The 16,524-nt window shown below is 39.6% G+C and carries 13 protein-coding genes and 1 riboswitch; of the genes, 10 read left to right on the top strand and 3 right to left on the bottom strand.

The window, feature by feature from the left end:
- Positions 1-70 precede the first annotated feature (70 nt).
- The 6 genes from ACTHOQ_RS01630 (at position 71) to brnQ (ending at position 7,102) form a co-directional block, all read left to right on the top strand.
- Positions 71-787: a response regulator transcription factor gene (locus tag ACTHOQ_RS01630; protein ID WP_440493923.1), complete on the top strand. Its 717-nt coding sequence runs from the start codon at positions 71-73 to the stop codon at positions 785-787.
- A complete protein-coding gene (locus tag ACTHOQ_RS01625; RefSeq protein ID WP_440493922.1) occupies positions 780-2,555 on the top strand; it encodes an ATP-binding protein in 1,776 nt (591 codons plus the stop codon). Before ACTHOQ_RS01630 ends, ACTHOQ_RS01625 begins: the two co-directional genes overlap by 8 nt.
- 159 nt (positions 2,556-2,714) lie before the next feature.
- Positions 2,715-3,248, top strand: a complete 534-nt coding sequence (gene sigX / locus ACTHOQ_RS01620) for an RNA polymerase sigma factor SigX (protein WP_440493921.1) — start codon at positions 2,715-2,717, stop codon at positions 3,246-3,248.
- Complete coding sequence (locus ACTHOQ_RS01615; RefSeq protein WP_440493920.1) at positions 3,245-4,471, top strand: hypothetical protein; 1,227 nt, start codon at positions 3,245-3,247, stop codon at positions 4,469-4,471. The genes sigX and ACTHOQ_RS01615 overlap by 4 nt, the downstream gene beginning before the upstream one ends.
- Positions 4,472-4,576: 105 nt before the next feature.
- Positions 4,577-4,752: riboswitch (FMN riboswitch) on the top strand.
- Between the two features lie 243 nt (positions 4,753-4,995).
- The gene (locus ACTHOQ_RS01610) at positions 4,996-5,571 is read left to right on the top strand and encodes an ECF transporter S component (RefSeq protein ID WP_440493919.1); all 576 of its coding nucleotides are present in this window, start codon (positions 4,996-4,998) and stop codon (positions 5,569-5,571) included.
- Between the two features lie 184 nt (positions 5,572-5,755).
- Complete coding sequence (brnQ, locus tag ACTHOQ_RS01605; RefSeq protein WP_440493918.1) at positions 5,756-7,102, top strand: branched-chain amino acid transport system II carrier protein; 1,347 nt, start codon at positions 5,756-5,758, stop codon at positions 7,100-7,102.
- Positions 7,103-7,154: 52 nt separating this feature from the next.
- Here brnQ and ACTHOQ_RS01600 read toward each other — a convergent pair whose 3' ends face one another.
- Together ACTHOQ_RS01600 and ACTHOQ_RS01595 are read right to left on the bottom strand one after the other, a co-directional pair.
- Positions 7,155-8,012 carry a YitT family protein gene (locus ACTHOQ_RS01600; protein ID WP_440493917.1) on the bottom strand — a complete coding sequence of 286 codons (858 nt, stop codon included), beginning with the start codon at positions 8,010-8,012 and terminating at the stop codon, positions 7,155-7,157.
- Positions 8,013-8,387: 375 nt separating this feature from the next.
- Entirely contained in the window at positions 8,388-9,854 is a 1,467-nt protein-coding gene (locus tag ACTHOQ_RS01595) for a DUF6612 family protein (RefSeq protein WP_440493916.1), read from the bottom strand.
- A 384-nt stretch (positions 9,855-10,238) separates the two neighbouring features.
- Between ACTHOQ_RS01595 and ACTHOQ_RS01590 the strand changes: the two genes are divergently transcribed.
- From ACTHOQ_RS01590 to ACTHOQ_RS01580, 3 genes are all read left to right on the top strand, one after another.
- Positions 10,239-10,424, top strand: coding sequence for a hypothetical protein (locus ACTHOQ_RS01590; protein WP_440493915.1), 186 nt, complete (start codon positions 10,239-10,241; stop codon positions 10,422-10,424).
- A 395-nt stretch (positions 10,425-10,819) separates the two neighbouring features.
- Positions 10,820-12,178, top strand: coding sequence for a type I glutamate--ammonia ligase (glnA, locus tag ACTHOQ_RS01585; RefSeq protein ID WP_440493914.1), 1,359 nt, complete (start codon positions 10,820-10,822; stop codon positions 12,176-12,178).
- 195 nt (positions 12,179-12,373) lie between these two features.
- A complete protein-coding gene (locus tag ACTHOQ_RS01580) occupies positions 12,374-14,455 on the top strand; it encodes a catalase (protein WP_440493913.1) in 2,082 nt (693 codons plus the stop codon).
- 208 nt (positions 14,456-14,663) lie between these two features.
- Here ACTHOQ_RS01580 and ACTHOQ_RS01575 read toward each other — a convergent pair whose 3' ends face one another.
- Positions 14,664-15,161 (bottom strand): DUF3231 family protein, encoded by a 498-nt coding sequence (locus tag ACTHOQ_RS01575; protein ID WP_440493912.1) that lies wholly within the window; start codon positions 15,159-15,161, stop codon positions 14,664-14,666.
- Between the two features lie 240 nt (positions 15,162-15,401).
- Between ACTHOQ_RS01575 and ACTHOQ_RS01570 the strand changes: the two genes are divergently transcribed.
- Positions 15,402-16,517 (top strand): ABC transporter permease, encoded by a 1,116-nt coding sequence (locus ACTHOQ_RS01570; RefSeq protein WP_440493911.1) that lies wholly within the window; start codon positions 15,402-15,404, stop codon positions 16,515-16,517.
- Positions 16,518-16,524: the final 7 nt, after the last annotated feature.

The following is a 16,524-nucleotide window of genomic DNA, read 5'->3' as shown; positions in this document are numbered from 1 at the left end:
TTTCTTTTCAATTGACTACTAAAAAGGTACAATAGAGAAGAGAAATAGAGTTTTGAAAGGGGCAACACCAGTGTCTGAAAATATTTCTGTATTAATTGTTGATGATGAGGATCGTATTCGCCGTTTATTAAAAATGTATTTAGAACGTGAAGGCTATATGGTAGAAGAAGCTGAAAACGGCGAACAAGCACTTTCAATGGCACTAGAAAAAGATTATCATTGTATTTTACTGGATATTATGATGCCTGAAAAAGACGGCTTGGAAGTTTGTGCAGAGCTGCGTGAAAAGAAAACAACACCAATCATATTATTGACTGCAAAAGGCGAAGAAGCAAACCGTGTACAAGGGTTTGAACTTGGAGCAGATGACTATATTGTCAAACCATTCAGTCCGCGTGAAGTCGTGCTTCGCGTAAAAGCGATTTTACGTCGTTCGGCTGTATTTTCACCTGTATCAAATGCTTCTTCATCCAAGGATTTAGTCGTATTCCCGCACTTAACAATTGACCATGATGCACACCGTGTCACAGCTGACGGTACGGAAGTGAATTTAACGCCGAAAGAGTATGAATTGCTGTACTTTTTGGCGAAATCTCCCGATAAAGTGTTCGATCGTGAACAGCTATTGAAAGAAGTATGGCATTATGACTTCTTCGGTGACCTGCGTACAGTAGATACACATGTTAAGCGTTTACGCGAAAAATTGAATCGCGTCTCTGAAAATGCGGCTAAAATGATTGTAACCGTTTGGGGTGTAGGCTATAAATTCGAGGTTGTAAATGATTAAAATAGCAACAAGCATTGTCGGGAAGCTGTGGGTAACCATTTTGCTTCTCGTTTCATTTGTCCTGTTTATTTTCACGATTTTCATGCTGGAGTTTTTGGAGAAATATCATAATGAACAATCTGAAATTTCGCTTAGACAAACTGCCGCGGCTATCGCAAGCATAGTGGACGAAGACGAATTGGATGATATACAATTTGCGATTATTTCGGAATTACTGACAGAGACGACGAATGTGCTCATAGCGAAAAATTCAAACGAAGTCTTATATTCAATGCAAGAGGGCGTTAACAAAGAGGATATACAGCAAAACATCATTTCGAGCAAAGCGTTTGAACAAGTATACGCATCAAAAGAGCCGATCGTAAAAGAGCTTGTATTGCCGTCGAACAGAGACCAAAACAAAAAATCGAAATATATCGTCCTCGGCTTTCCTCTAAAAAGCGAGGAAGAACTGCACGGGGCAGTATTCATATACAAAAATCCTGACGCCCTGCACCAAACAAGTAATGAGACGACTAAAATCGTCTTTTTGGCAGCGGCGATCGCGTTCGTGCTGACAACTATTTTTGCCTTTTTCCTTTCTTCCAAAATTACGCTGCCATTACGCAATATGCGGGAACACGCGTTTGAATTGGCGAAAGGGCGCTTTGATTCGAAGCTTGAAACGAAGCAAAATGACGAAATCGGCCAGTTGGCAGTAGCCTTTAACCAAATGGGACGCCAATTAAAGCACCATTTGGAAGTGATTAATCAGGAAAAAGAACAGTTATCCAGCATTTTAACATCGATGACAGATGCTGTTATTACATTCAACCGCGATAAAACAATTTTGGTCAGTAACCCGCCGGCGGAACGTCTGCTGCAAAAGTGGTTTGTCGCAAAAGGTTTGGATAGCTCAAAGCCGATTCCGGTGGAGCTTTATCAAATGCTTGACCACGTATTAAGCTTTGAAGATCAATTGGATGAAGAACTTGAAATGGGCAAATCCTATTATAGTATTACGATCAGTCCTCTATATAGCGGCGAATCGATTCGCGGGGCGGTAGCTGTTATACGCGACAAAACAGAAGAAACGAAGCTGGAAAAGCTAAAATCGGATTTCATCGCCAATGTTTCGCATGAGCTCCGTACGCCGATTGCGATGCTTCAAGGATATTCCGAGGCGATTATCGATGGTGTCGTCACAACAGAAGAAGATCGCAATGATATGATCCGCGTCATTTATGATGAATCTCAGCGCATGAGTCGTCTTGTCACAGATTTACTTGACTTGGCACGTATGGAATCTGGGCATATGCGTCTATATAAAGATGAAGTGCCGTTAGTTTCGGTGATTGAAAGGATGACCCATAAATTCGACCAAACAGCGAAAGAAAAGCACATTCAGCTTTATATCGAAACAGACTTTTCCGATGATACGCTCATACCGATTGATGAAGACCGCATTGAGCAAGTATTGACGAATTTAGTCGATAATGCGATCCGTCATACTCCATCAGGAGGCAAAGTCACTGTTTCCATTACAGATGGGCAAAAATTCGCGAAAATACAAGTACGCGACACAGGGCAGGGTATTCCACAGGATGATCTGCCATACGTATTCGAACGTTTCTATAAGGCGGATAAAGCACGGACACGCTCAAAAGGCGGAACAGGCCTAGGATTGGCAATCACAAAAAATATTGTGGAAGCGCATAACGGGACGATTTCTGTGGACAGTGTCGAACAGCAAGGCACGACATTTACATTTTATTTGCCGTTAGCTTAACGGGGAAAGAATAGACGAATTAAAAAAGTTTATCATTTTGATTGCGTTCAAAGTGATAAACTTTTATTTTTAAAATAGTTGGCATTTCATATAATATTGATGGATATTGTAACTTTTTTTGTTTTTAACCGACAAATTACTAGAACGGAGGTGGGATGGGTGCAACAATCCATTTTCCATCGATTATACGACACGTATCATCAAGATGTTTTTAATTTTTTGTTTTATTTAGTGAAAAATCGCACGGCAGCTGAGGATCTTTCGCATGAAGTATATGTGCGGGTTTTGAAATCGTACGAGCGCTTTGAAGGAAAAAGCTCCGAGAAAACCTGGCTCTTCTCGATTGCGAAAAATGTGGCAATCGACTATTTCAGAAAAAAGCAAGTTCGCGATAAGCATGCTTTCACCGCATTTGATTGGGAGACGGAACAACTCGTAAGTCCATTGCCTTCACCTGAACAGGCTACAGAATTAAACGATGAACTCAATCAATTATTGCTTGCATTGGAGCAGTGTTCCGGCGATCAAAAAATGGTCATTATTATGCGCTTCATCCAAGAGCTTTCGATACAGGAAACAGCTGAAGTGCTGGGCTGGACGACTGGAAAAGTAAAAACGACACAGCACAGGGCATTAAAAAATTTGCGGCAGCTACTGGAAGCACAACAAGGAAAGGAGGCGAATTCATTATGAAAAAGGAATATTGGGATGAAGAGAATATTGAATCTCTCCTTAAACAAGCCCCGAAAGTAAACGATCACCGTACAAAGGATGAAGTATTTAATCGTTTAGTGGATGAAGGAGCATTTAATGAACAACCGCCTCGCAAACAGCAGGAAAATCAAAAAGGAATTCGTTGGATGCCGCTATTAGTATCCATTGCTTCCTTATTTGCCATCGTGTTAATAGGTGCACAGTTTTTAGACGATGAGAATTCAATTTCAATGGAGAATAATACTACATTTGATCTTTCGGCAACAGAAACTGAGGAAAAAGCGGAAATGAGTGCAAACAACGATGTATCGACAGCAAATGAACGTTCAATGATGTCCAAATTTGCGGCGGATGCCCATGCACAGCAAACATTGGTTTATGAGCATCAGCTTGAAGGTATGACATTATTTGAAATCGGGTTAGCCGGCGATGATGCAGAAAGCGTGCCTGTCAGCATTTTAATTCCAAATGAAGTAGTTGTCGAAAAGCTCGGAACGCAAAACCCTACAAAGTTAGCACTCTACAAAGCATTTAGCCCATTAATTGATGAAAAGAAGCTTGGCTTCAACGAGTATCATCCTTTGAAAGGCGAATTGCGTGAAGAAGGGGATAAACTTATTCACACATTGCCTGACAATCATCAATATGATGCAGGTACAGCCTCATTATCCAATTATCTCGGTTCCCTTGTAGATACGTTTAGTGATGAATATAATGAGGTGCTTATAAAAGATGCCGAGGGGAAGGCGATTTATTTTGACCATGCCGGAGAAGTGGCACAGTCGATTGCATTGAAAAGCGAACATACACAATACAATTATTTTATGTATGAAATGCAGGATGGAACGGTTTACTTAAGCCCCAATTTCCGGATGAGCTTCACAAATGTGAAAGAAGCGATAAAAAATATGACGCTTGAAGCGAACGATATTTACAGAACAGTAATTTTGCCGGGGGTTTCGCTCCACGTGGAAGAGGAAGACTCCCTTGTAACAATTACGTTTGAAGAGCCTTTAAATTTGGAAAACTATGATGCGATTCAAGCGATGCGGATGATTGAAGGTTTGATTTTAACAGTGGCGAGTTTTGATAAACAAGTTAAGTTTGAACAAATAGTGCAGGAACATTGGAGTGGTTTTAACTTTACGAAACCTTTGGAAAAGCCATTATCGGCAAATATTCTCTACTATAGTTTTGATTAATTCAAATAAAAATACTCGGAATTGTGAGCAATAGTCTTTACAATTCCGTTTTTTTAATTATAATAGGTATTGTAGCAAAGTTTTTTGTTATATAATTTCATATTGATTCATCTTCGGGGCAGGGTGCAATTCCCGACCGGCGGTAATAAAAGTTGCAGCCTCCGACCATTAACTTGGAGGACGCTGCATACAAACTTTTCGAGCCCGCGAGCCACTTTTTGTGTGCAGGATTTGGTGCAATTCCAAAGCCGACAGTATAGTCTGGATGGGAGAAGGTGAAGGTACGGTCGTCATTTTTTGAAAATGCGGTGCTTTTTGCAGTATTTGTTTTTAATTTCCTTTTATGCGGGGATTTATTTCGCATACGCTAAAATAGGGAAATAGCTGCAAATGCACATGAGGACCTTTATTTAAGTGTGCCTATTTCTCCCTTATGCTCTATTTAGCATAAGGGATTTTTCATGGAATGATTCGATACGTCCTTTCTTCTTGCGAGATGGAGTCAGCAAAGAGGAGAGATTGCTATGCAAAAAAGTAGTTTGAAGCTGCGTTCGTTCGTAACGATCGCTATGCTAAGTGGGGTTTCATTTGTATTGATGTTATTAAACTTCCCACTGCCTTGGTTCCCTGTGTTTTTACAAATTGATTTTAGTGATGTGCCTGCATTGATTGCTGCAATTACGATGGGTCCAGTCGCGGGCATACTTGTTGAATTAGTGAAAAATGTGCTTGATTGGGTTTATACTGGAGCTCCGGAAGGGATTCCGGTAGGACATATGGCAAACTTTGCTACAGGCGTATTATTCATATTACCGGCTTATTTTATTTATAAAAAATTGCCTTCCGTGAAAGGGTTAGTGACAGGTTTGGTTGTTTCGACGATTGTTATGTCGTTAGGGATGGCTGTATTGAACTATGTTGCGTTCTTGCCGCTTTACACGTATTTACTGGGCTTCGAATATGATATGTATGAAACAGTCGTTTTAGGGATTTTACCGTTTAATATTGTAAAAGGTATTATAATGCTAGTTGTTGTGACGATGCTTTACCGTACGATGCGCGTATGGATCGAAAATCAGCGCCGACAATATTCGGCTTAATTGAATAATCGATTGGGGAGCTGTATTGGAAATAGTATAATTTTCATTGCAGCTCTTTTTTGGGCGAATAACTTTTTACTATTGTAATCGCGATTATACACTGTTATTATATTGTACATTGTTGTGAAAAATTAGACTGTTTCGTCATAAACCAACATGAATTGACATCTTAGGAGAGATAATGATGGAGAAGAAAATACCATTTTCAACATACGCAGTCATTGGAACGATGCTGTTTGGTATGTTTTTTGGAGCAGGAAATCTGATTTTCCCGATTCAAATGGGGCAATTGGCGGGCACGAATTATTGGCTTGCGTTAATTGGCTTTTTAGTGACAGCGATCGGGCTGCCGTTTTTGGGGATTTTGGCAATTGGTCTTTCAGGGAGCAATGGCTTGCGTGATTTAGCAAGCAGGGTACACCCGATATTTGGGCTATTGTTTGCATTGGCATTATATTTGACGATTGGACCGTTCTTTGCGATACCCCGTACTGCAACAGTACCTTTTGTAGTTGGTTTCGAGCCTTTTATCGATCCGTCACAAGCAACATTGTGGTTAGCGATATTCAGTTTTGTTTTCTTTGCGATTGTATTTTATTTTTCATTAAATCCAGCGAAAATTATGGATATTATCGGAAAATATTTAACGCCGGCATTTTTAATCTTTTTATTTGTATTAATCGGAATTAGTTTGCTTTCACCGATGGGCAAATTTGTCGAGCCTGCTGGAGCATACATAGGCGAAGCGTTTATGACAGGTTTTAAGGAAGGATATAATACGATGGATGCGCTCGCTTCGCTGGCATTCGGCATCGTTGTTATTCATGCGATTAAACGGACAGGCATTACCGACAAAAAAGAAATTGCGAAAACGACATGGAAATCCGGCATTTTCGCAATGGCATTAATGATGCTCATATACGGGCTCATCGCTTATATGGGTGCGTCAAGTGTAACGTCAATTGGAACATATGAAAACGGCGGACAAATTTTCGCTGCTGTGGCGGATCATTATTTTGGTTCGTACGGCGCGATTTTGCTGGCTATTATTATAGTCCTTGCCTGTTTGAAAACGAGCATCGGGCTTATTACTTCATGCAGTGAATTTTTCCATGAAGTATTCCCGAAAGTAAGCTATAAAACATTTGTTGTCATACTATGTATCGTTTCGTTTACAATTGCAAATTTTGGTCTGACGAATATTATTACATATGCGATCCCTGTATTAATGTTTCTGTATCCGTTAGCGATCGTGTTGATTATACTGGCGCTTTTAGGACCGCTGTTTCACTATAAAAAACCTGTTTTTGCAGGCGCAATTTTCTTTGCATTCTTTATTAGTGTAATTGATGGCTATAATGCATTAATCAACAGTGTGCCAGCATTTGAAATGCATATATTAACGGCAGTTTCGGCAGTGTATGCGGATTATTTGCCTCTTTATTCGATTGGATTAGGCTGGATCGTGCCAGCCATAGTCGGTGCGGTAATCGGGTTATGTATTCCAATTGCCCGTACAGTGAACGAATAACAAAAAACGGGTGTGTAAAAGTTGGAAAGACTTTTACACACCCGTTTATTTTTCAATGTATATCTTGCTTTTTGAAGCTGCCGCCTTTTACTTCGACAACTTCATAAACTGTAACAAAAGCACTCGGATCGACTTCGCGAATAATAACTTTCATTTTACTTTCTTCCATACGGTTAATCACGCAAGTAATTTCTTTGAATTCCTGATTCGAGTAGGCGCCATATACCGTATTAAAGGTTGCGCTTCGTCCTAAACGATCCCGAATTGTCTCAACCATTTTAACTGGTTCGTTTGTAATGATTTTATACGTTTTAGAACCGCTTAGCCCTTCCTCAACAACTAAAATGACTTTTGATGCGATATAGTAGGCAATTGCCGATAATAGGGCACCTTTAAAGCCGAATACAAACGAGACAATAATGAAGACGAAAAAGTTTAAGAATAAAATTAAATCACTTGTCCCGAACGGCAGCTTTCGTGAAAGCAGTACAGCAAGCATATCAATTCCGTCCAATGCGCCGCCATTACGCAGTGCAAGCCCCATACCGATACCTAAAATAATCCCCCCGACAACGGTAATCAATAACGCATCACCGGTCACAATCGTCGGTACATGGTGCATAAGGGATGTACCGATTGCTAACGAGGCAATTCCGATAACAGAATTGATAGCAAAGGTTTTACCAATTTGTTTATAACCTAAATATACGAACGGAATATTAAGTAAAGCAATTAACATACCTAAAGGTAATGGTGTTAATTGCGAAATTACGATACTAATCCCTGTAATACCTCCATCGGAAACGTTATTTGGAATTAATACGGATTCCAAGCCATAAGCGGCGATTAAGCCCCCGATAATAACGATGATTTTTTGTCCGATAGACTTTGCGATGTTTTGCTTCGACATAAATCTCCTCCTCAATATATGGTAATAATTATACATGAATAATAGCAATATTACTTTTCATCACCCTAATAATATGAAATTTTTATGATGGAATCGGAAAATGTAACTGGTGCATCATAAGCCTGCTTCGAACCTCCTAATTCCGTTTCCTTGAATTTTGAATAGAAAATGGGAAAGTTCAATCATTTCTTCCTTCCATTTGGATAGTTTACCGGGGGCGTATGAATGTAAAGGGTTTTAATATGTAGATTATAATGAAAAAATTCGATACTGTGATTTATAATGAATTTTTTTTGCGAGCCCTATTTTGCACATAAAAAGCTATCGGGGAAAAGCATTGCTTCTTCCCGATAGCTTTTGTTAATATATTAGGGCTTATTTGCCTTCTGATTCTAATACCATTAAATCTTCCATTGTTTTTGCGTTTTCCAATGCTTCAGCAGGAATTGTAATTGTCATTGCTGCATTGAAATCTGTATATTTCATTGTTGATTTGTTTTTAATATCCATTACAACACCTTCAATATTCATGCCGATCCCGAAGTCCATTACCATTTCTTCGATATCAAAAGTTTCTTTATTAATTTTGATTTCATAAGAGAAATTGTCGAATTTCAAGTTTTGCATTTCAGCCAGCATTTCCTCATCCAGACCTAAGTTCATTGCTGACATTTGCTCTTGAACTAGCTTAGTAAACTTATCGCCAGTACCTGTTAATGTTAACACATAGTGACGATCAGCTTCTTTAATTGTGAAATCCGTTGCGAATTGCTGCAGCATTTCTAATTGCTCAGCAGCATTAATTTGTGTGCCTGCCTGTGCCAAAATTTCTTCAAACATGTCGGAAGGATATTTAACCCAAGTTTTTGTCATGCCTTCATACATATACATGCCATCTTTTTCAGTCATATACATTTTTAAAGGCATATCAATTGATTCGCCTGTTGTTGGTTCAACCATAGACATTGTTCCTTCAACGAAGAACTGCATAGGTTTATTGACAATCGACATATTCATTTTTCCGGTAGTTTCAACTTTTACTTGTTCTTTACCTTCCTGGATATTCATCGATTGCGTCATTGTCATTGTTGCTTTCATGCTAGTTGTAGCTTGCTGTTTTTCAATCGCCTTTGTGAAAACAGTTTCTAATAGCGCTGTATCCTCGGAAGTTGCAGAAGGCTGTTCTTCAGTCGGCTCAGTCGGTTTAGTTGGTTCAACCACTTCTGCATCATCTTCTGTAAATTCATTCATTACATTGTAAATAAATGCCGCTAGCTGGCCGCGTGTTATAGATTCCTCTACACCAAATTCCGTGTCGCTTACGCCATTTGCAATACCGTATTCATATAATGCTGTTACGAAATAAGCATAGTCATTGTCCTCCGGCACATCAGTAAACGGGCTGCCGCCTTCAGCTTCTAAGTCTAATGCTTGTGCAAGCATATAAGCGAATTCGCCACGCGTAATCGTTTCGTTTGACTCGATTGTGTCATCTTCATACACTTCAATTGCATCAAGCGCTGCCAATGCCGCGATAGAGCCGTAGTATTGGTGCGATGTTGGAATATCCGCGAACTTTGGATTTACTACGTTTTTCGTATCAAGACCAAGTGCACCAGCAAGCATTTTCGCTGCTTGTCCACGTGTCACATCCTGCGCTGGTTTAAATGTGCCGTCTGGATAACCGCTAATAATTCCAGCCGCATGCAATTCTGTAATTGCCTTGAAATGTGCGTTATTTTCAGCTACATCTGTGAAAGACCCTGCAGCTGAAGCTGGGGCTACCGCTACTGCTGTCGCTGCCAATGAAGCGACTGCTACTGTGTAAAACTTCTTTTTCATACTAATATATCCTCCTCGAATCAAATGTGCCTCAGCCAACCTTCACATAGATTATGTATAAGTTGCCAAAGACTTTATCTTAATTCAGCAGCTGTTTTGTACAGCAGCTGAATTAGAAACAAAGTAAGTGGCCGTCAGGAAAGACGGATATGCCTTTAAGTAACTGGAAGTCCAAGCTCCTTTTAATTTATTTGGAAAGCGTTGTGTTAAACAGCATTTCAGCTAACCTCGCCTTATATGTACTTAGACCTTATAAAACCATTATACAGTAATTTTACATAATTATTTCACATAAATCCAGAATTTCGGAGGTTTTTTGTGATTTTTGCTCCTAATTTCATAAAAATATGAGTTAAATTCCTTTTTCTGAGGAATCGAAGGAAAGTGGAAACAAAAAGATTAGAACAGTTAATACCCGCTTTTTACTATAATTTTCAGATGAATACTGTGCGTGTGGAGCAACTTTTTATATGGACGAGGATTGCGATGTTCATGACAGCGCTTTGCATAAAAATGGGCAAGTCATTTATAGAAGCGATTGATTCTTCTGTGAAAACAGAAAAAAATTGATAACCGTAAGCTGGCGGCTGCTTTTGCTGTATGATTTCTTTTTTGAAAATAGAAATGTTCGAATTGTGTGATGAAATTAATCTAAAAATGATATGTTAATTTTCCTTACATTAAATTGACAACATACATAACATTAATTTAAAGTAAAAAGAAAAAGGCGAAAGAGGAGGAAATGGGAATTCTAGGAATCGTTTTCTTTATGGCCGGTTAGCATGCCGCGAACTGGCCGTTAATGTAGTGTTTATAAAAATGGTAATACTTCAAAATGAATATCATGTCATGATTTATTACATTGTAAGTTATGATAATCGCAATATATGCCAAAAACATTATTTCGTTAAAATGCATTAATACTTTTTGAATTTCAAGTGAATATAAAAAAGGGAGTGTTAAAAATGACAAATAAAGCGGTTAACGGAGTGAGCAATACAACAAAAGGTGAAATAAAAAAAATGGTGGCAGAAAAAAACGTGAAATTTATTCGCCTTCAATTTACCGATATTTTAGGTACGGTTAAAAATGTTGAAATCCCGGCAAGTCAACTGGATAAAGCGCTGGATAATAAAATGATGTTCGATGGTTCGTCAATCGAGGGCTTTGTGCGCATTGAAGAGTCCGATATGTATTTGTGCCCGGATTTAAATACTTTTATGATCTTCCCGTGGACAGCGGAAAAAGGGAAGGTGGCACGATTGATTTGCGACATTAACCGTCCGGATGGTGCGCCTTTTGAGGGGGATCCACGTTCAAACTTAAAACGCCTGTTGAAAGAGATGGAAGAGCTGGGATTTACCGATTTTAATCTAGGACCAGAGCCGGAGTTTTTCTTATTTAAATTAGATGAAGAAGGGGCACCTACTTTGGATTTGAACGATGATGGAGGCTATTTTGACTTAGCACCGACAGATCTTGGAGAAAACTGCCGACGTGATATTGTGTTGGAACTGGAGGAAATGGGTTTTGAAATTGAAGCTTCTCATCATGAAGTGGCGCCAGGTCAGCACGAAATCGATTTTAAGTATGCCAATGCCGTTGAAGCATGCGACAATATACAAACATTCAAGCTAGTCGTAAAAACAATCGCGCGCAAACATGGCTTACACGCAACTTTCATGCCAAAACCATTATTCGGCGTCAACGGCTCTGGAATGCACTTCAACTTATCATTATTTAAAGGACGTATAAACGCATTTTGGGATGAAGGGGCAGATTTACAGCTATCAAAAACGGCAAAAAATTTTATGGCTGGTGTTTTAAAGCATGTGCAAGGCTTTACGGCAGTAACGAATCCAATCGTAAACTCTTACAAACGTTTAGTTCCAGGTTATGAAGCGCCTTGCTATGTTGCCTGGTCTGCACAGAATCGCTCTCCGCTAATCCGAATTCCGGCTTCAAGAGGGCTTTCGACGCGTATTGAATTGCGTTCTGTTGACCCATCGGCAAATCCGTACTTGGCGATGGCTGTAATATTAGCGGCAGGACTGGATGGGATAAAAACAGATCTTGAACCACCAGCACCAGTAGACCGCAATATCTATACGATGAATGCGGAAGAACGGGAGGCAAACGGCATTGCCAGTTTACCAGGCACTTTAGTTGATGCACTTTCCCTGTTAGCGAAAGACAAGGTAATTATAGATGCTTTGGGGAAGCATATTTATGCAAATTTCAAAGAAGCGAAGGAAGTGGAGTTTAATAAGTTCCGCACAACCGTCACACAGTGGGAGCGCGACCAATATATGAGGATGTACTAGGAGGAAAGCGTTGGGGTTAATGGCTCCAGCGCTTTTTAATGTATAGGGAACTGGAAGCTTATACAAGGAAAGCCATATAAGAATAGACAACATTTGGCGCAAAATGCCTTTTCTAATAATTTTATTATAAAAATATTCATAGGTATATAAATGGGGCGAAAAGTATATATCTAGTATTGATATGTCTTATAGAGGGTGGGGGTTAATCTGGATAACGAAAAGGGAAATTTTTCTTCAAATAACAAAGGTTCGGTTAACAGCAATGCCAAACAGGAGCAGTTGGATCAGTTTCGTGTACAAAATACAGGAAAGCCATTGACGACAAACCAAGGGAGGAAAATATCAAACGATAGGGACATGCTGAAAGCTGGGGAACGCGGTCCTACATTGCATCAGGATTGGCATTACTTTGAAAAGATGACGCATTTCGTCAATGAGGAAATACCGGAAAGGGTAGTACATGCAAGAGGTTACAGTGCCCATGGAGAGTTTGAATGCTATCAGTCGATGCGCCATGTTACAAAAGCGGGTTTTTTGCAGGAAGCTGGGAAAAAGACGCCATTAACGATCCGTTTTTCCACTGTACAGGGGGCTAAAGGCTCTTACGATACGGCAAGGGATTTACGGTGTGTAGGAGTTAAGCTTTATACAGAGGAAGGGAATTATGATTTAACAACGATTGCAATGCCAGTATTGATTAATCAGGATGCTATGAAGTTTCCTGACGCAATGCACGCATACCAGTCGAAGCAGGATGATGATATACCGACAGCTTCCGGGGCACATGACCTCTTTTGGGATTATGTGGCAAATAATGAAGAGGCGCTTCATATGGTGCTATGGATCATGTCTGACCGGGGCATTGTAAGAAGTTATCGAATGATGGAATCTTGGTCAATCAATACGTACTTATTTGTTAATGAGCAAGAGAAAGCAACCTTTGTCAGATTTGTTTGGAAGCCTGTTCTTGGTGTCCATTCTCTACTTCAGGATGAGGCGCTGAAAATCGGCGGTTTAGATCCTGACTTCCATCGAAGGGATCTCCGAGAAGCGATCAGAAAAGGGGCTTACCCTGAGTATGAATTGGGTATTCAATTAATCTCAATGGAAGATGAATTTAAATATGACTTTGATGTTCTCGATCCTTCAAAGTTTTGGCCTGAGGAAATCGTCCCTGTTCAGCTTATCGGCAAGATGACGCTAAATCGCAACATCGACAGTTATTTCACGGAGTCTGAACAAGTCGCGTTTAACCCTGCAAACGTAGTGCCCGGCATCGACTTTTCCAATGATCCTGTCCTGCAGGGAAGATTGATTGCCTATCAGGCTGCACAGCTGCATCGACTTGGCGCTAACTTTCAGGAGTTGCCTATAAACCGACCTCTTTGCCCATTCCATAATAATCAACGACGAGGCAATATGAGATTCCGGATCGATGTCGATCAAGTGAATTACCATAAAAACTCTTTAGCGAATAATACACCTTATGAAACGCCCCCAGAACAAGGCGGCTATTCTTCTTATCCTAAAAAAGTGGAAGGATATGTAATTCGGAATCGAAGCGAATCGTTTAAAGACTACTATTCACAGCCAAGGATATTCTGGAATAGTTTGACGCCTATCGAAAAGCAGCACACGATTGAAGCGCTAAGCTATCAGGTGGGAAGCGTCAAAAGCGAATCTGTCCGCCAGCAGGTTGTTGACATACTTGTCAAGGTCGATCAGGAGATGTCATATATTGTTGCCGACAATATCGGGGTAAATCGTCCTCCAGGCACAAATGTTCCTGTTTCGGCAAGCTACCCTTCTCTTAGTCAATTTTCTACACCTAGCTATGCTAAGACGCAAAAAGTTGGTGTGTTGATCGGTGATGGTTTTAATGGTCAAGAAGTAAAAAATGTGCTTGCCTACCTGCAGGAAAATGGCATTTTCATTGAAATCATAAGCGAGAAACTTGGTGCAGTCACTGGTGCTGACGGAACAAAAATCAATGTTGATAAGACGTTTATTATAGCGAGCCCTTATTTAGTCGACTCGGTTTATGTCGTTGGCGGGAATTCTGGATATCAGGCGAAATTCATGCAAGACGTATCGAATTTCGTGCATGAAGCTTATAAACACTACAAACCAATTGGTGTTGCCTCGTCGGGACAGCCCTATATTCAGCCATCGGAAAATAATAATTTAGCCGGAGTCGTTTTTGCCGCAAATAATCCTAATTTCGAAAAAGATTTTGTCGCGGCTATCGGGCAGCAACGTTTTTGGGATAGAGTATAGCGAACAATATTGATGGTGATTCAGCCATAAAAAGTGCTCCGACAATGGGATATAAAAAAAGTCAACTTCCTCCCTGGGAAAATTGACTTTTTTTATTGTGAACCATCCTTAATCACTTCTGCATATTTGTCCATGCATAAAATTTACAATAAAGCGAATACAAGAAAAAGAAGCACTACAAACAATCTGTAGTACTCCATTCTCCCGCTTAATAAATATGCAATGGCGGAGGGATTAGCCACCCTTTCGCCTTATTCAGCTTTAAAACCTTCGCACCCAATTGCGCTTTGCTCATATGAAATTGACCGTACATCATCGCGATATCTTCCCGAATTGACATGCCCATTGCTTTACTGAAAGCCACTAAGCTTGCGGAGATGTCTAAAGAGATAGCCGCGCTTATTTCAGGGTCATTAAAACGTGCGCCAGGAGGGATTTCCTCCAATTTAGCTATAGGGCGCTCTGGAGGTGCAGGGGGAAGGGCAATTCCATTTACCTTTAAAATTTTTTCCAGCTGTTTGTTTTCATCTTTCATGCATTGGATTAAATCTTCGAGCACTTTCTTTAAATCTTGGTCCCCTGCATGGTTCATGAATGTTTGATAGGCAGCGACCAACCCGTTATTTCCCGCGATATTTGACCAAATTGTAAAAACCTCTCCATAATGCAATGGCTCTTCTTTATAATTTCCGGATAAAATGCCCATGTAAAATTCTTTCCTTTCCTTGGAATTATTCTGTTCAATAATTATTATGGCGTTGTAAATAGAAAGCATACGATAATTAATACAATTTCACATATTGCCAACAAAATTCGCTTCTATTATTTGTAAATTGACAATTGATAGATTATTCTAATAAAGTGAGCGTTCAATAAGTCAGTTTCTGGAATTGACCGATTTAACGGAACTGCATTACCGAAAAAATTGATGGAAAGGAAGATGTTTATGCTTCAAGCGCTAAAAGTGGGATTATTAATTGAGCGCTCGAATCGAAAGAATATTGTTGCTTTGCTTGCAATCGTTGTCATTGTATTTGGCTGTATGTTTTTCATTAAAGCCCAGTCTGTAGGAGACCAGCTTCATGAAAAAAAGGGCGATTACTACAATTCGCGGGCAGTCCTATCGAAGTTTCAAGTACAAGATGCTTCAACAGACGGAGATGGCAGTGATTTGTTCAAAAATTTAACACAGCAAAAAAGCGCGATTGCATTACAGATAGCTGCGTTAACAGTAGAAGACTATCCGATGTATTATGAGGCGTCGCTGCGAATTGCAGATCTACGGAAACAAGCTTTTGAATTGGAAGATTATGAGAAGGTGAAAAATTTATTGCCGTCAAAGCTCCAAAACTCGATGAATTTTTTGTATTTTAAAACGATGTATGATTCGGGGGAGGATTCGGTCAGCGATTTGTCGCAATACATACCATTCTTATTGTACTTCTTTAGCTTAGTTGGAGTTGGCTGGTACATATTCATCAGTTTTTATACGAGTTCGATTTTATTGGATGATTTTGAGCATTCAAGCATAATTAAAGGCTATCCTGTACGTTTTGACCAATATATATTGTCGAAATGCATCATTGCCTTTTTATACGTTATCGCTTTTGTCGCACTGATCTTTATAAGTGCAGCACCTTTAATCTTCAATGGTTTTGGGGATATATCCGAACCAGTGCAAGTATATTTAGGTGAGCCGACACTTATTTCAAGTGCAAGCTATATCGCGCTATGCATTGTTTATATGCTTGTCATTTCGCTATTTGTCATGCTTTTATCGATTATTTTGAATGTGCTTCTAAAAAATATGTATTTAACATTGTTCGTACATTTCATTTTGTTCTTTTTACCGGTAATTTTCCCGTCCATTATTAGTATGTTCCGTTACAATCCATTCCATTTCATGAATTTCAATGAAATCTTAAATGGCATGCCGATTGATTTGGCCATACCTGTCGATATTACGATGAATATCGGGTTAGTAATAATGATTGTTTGCATTTTTGGGATGCTCTTTATCATTAAAACTTTCTTCTCGACAGGAAAAATTAAAAGGGCATAGGGGGGAA

Origin of the sequence: Solibacillus silvestris, from assembly GCF_051967575.1 — a bacterium.
GTDB lineage: Bacteria > Bacillota > Bacilli > Bacillales_A > Planococcaceae > Solibacillus > Solibacillus silvestris_B.
The sequence above is the reverse complement of the archived record's forward strand: the minus strand, read 5'-3'. Positions and strand labels throughout refer to the sequence as shown.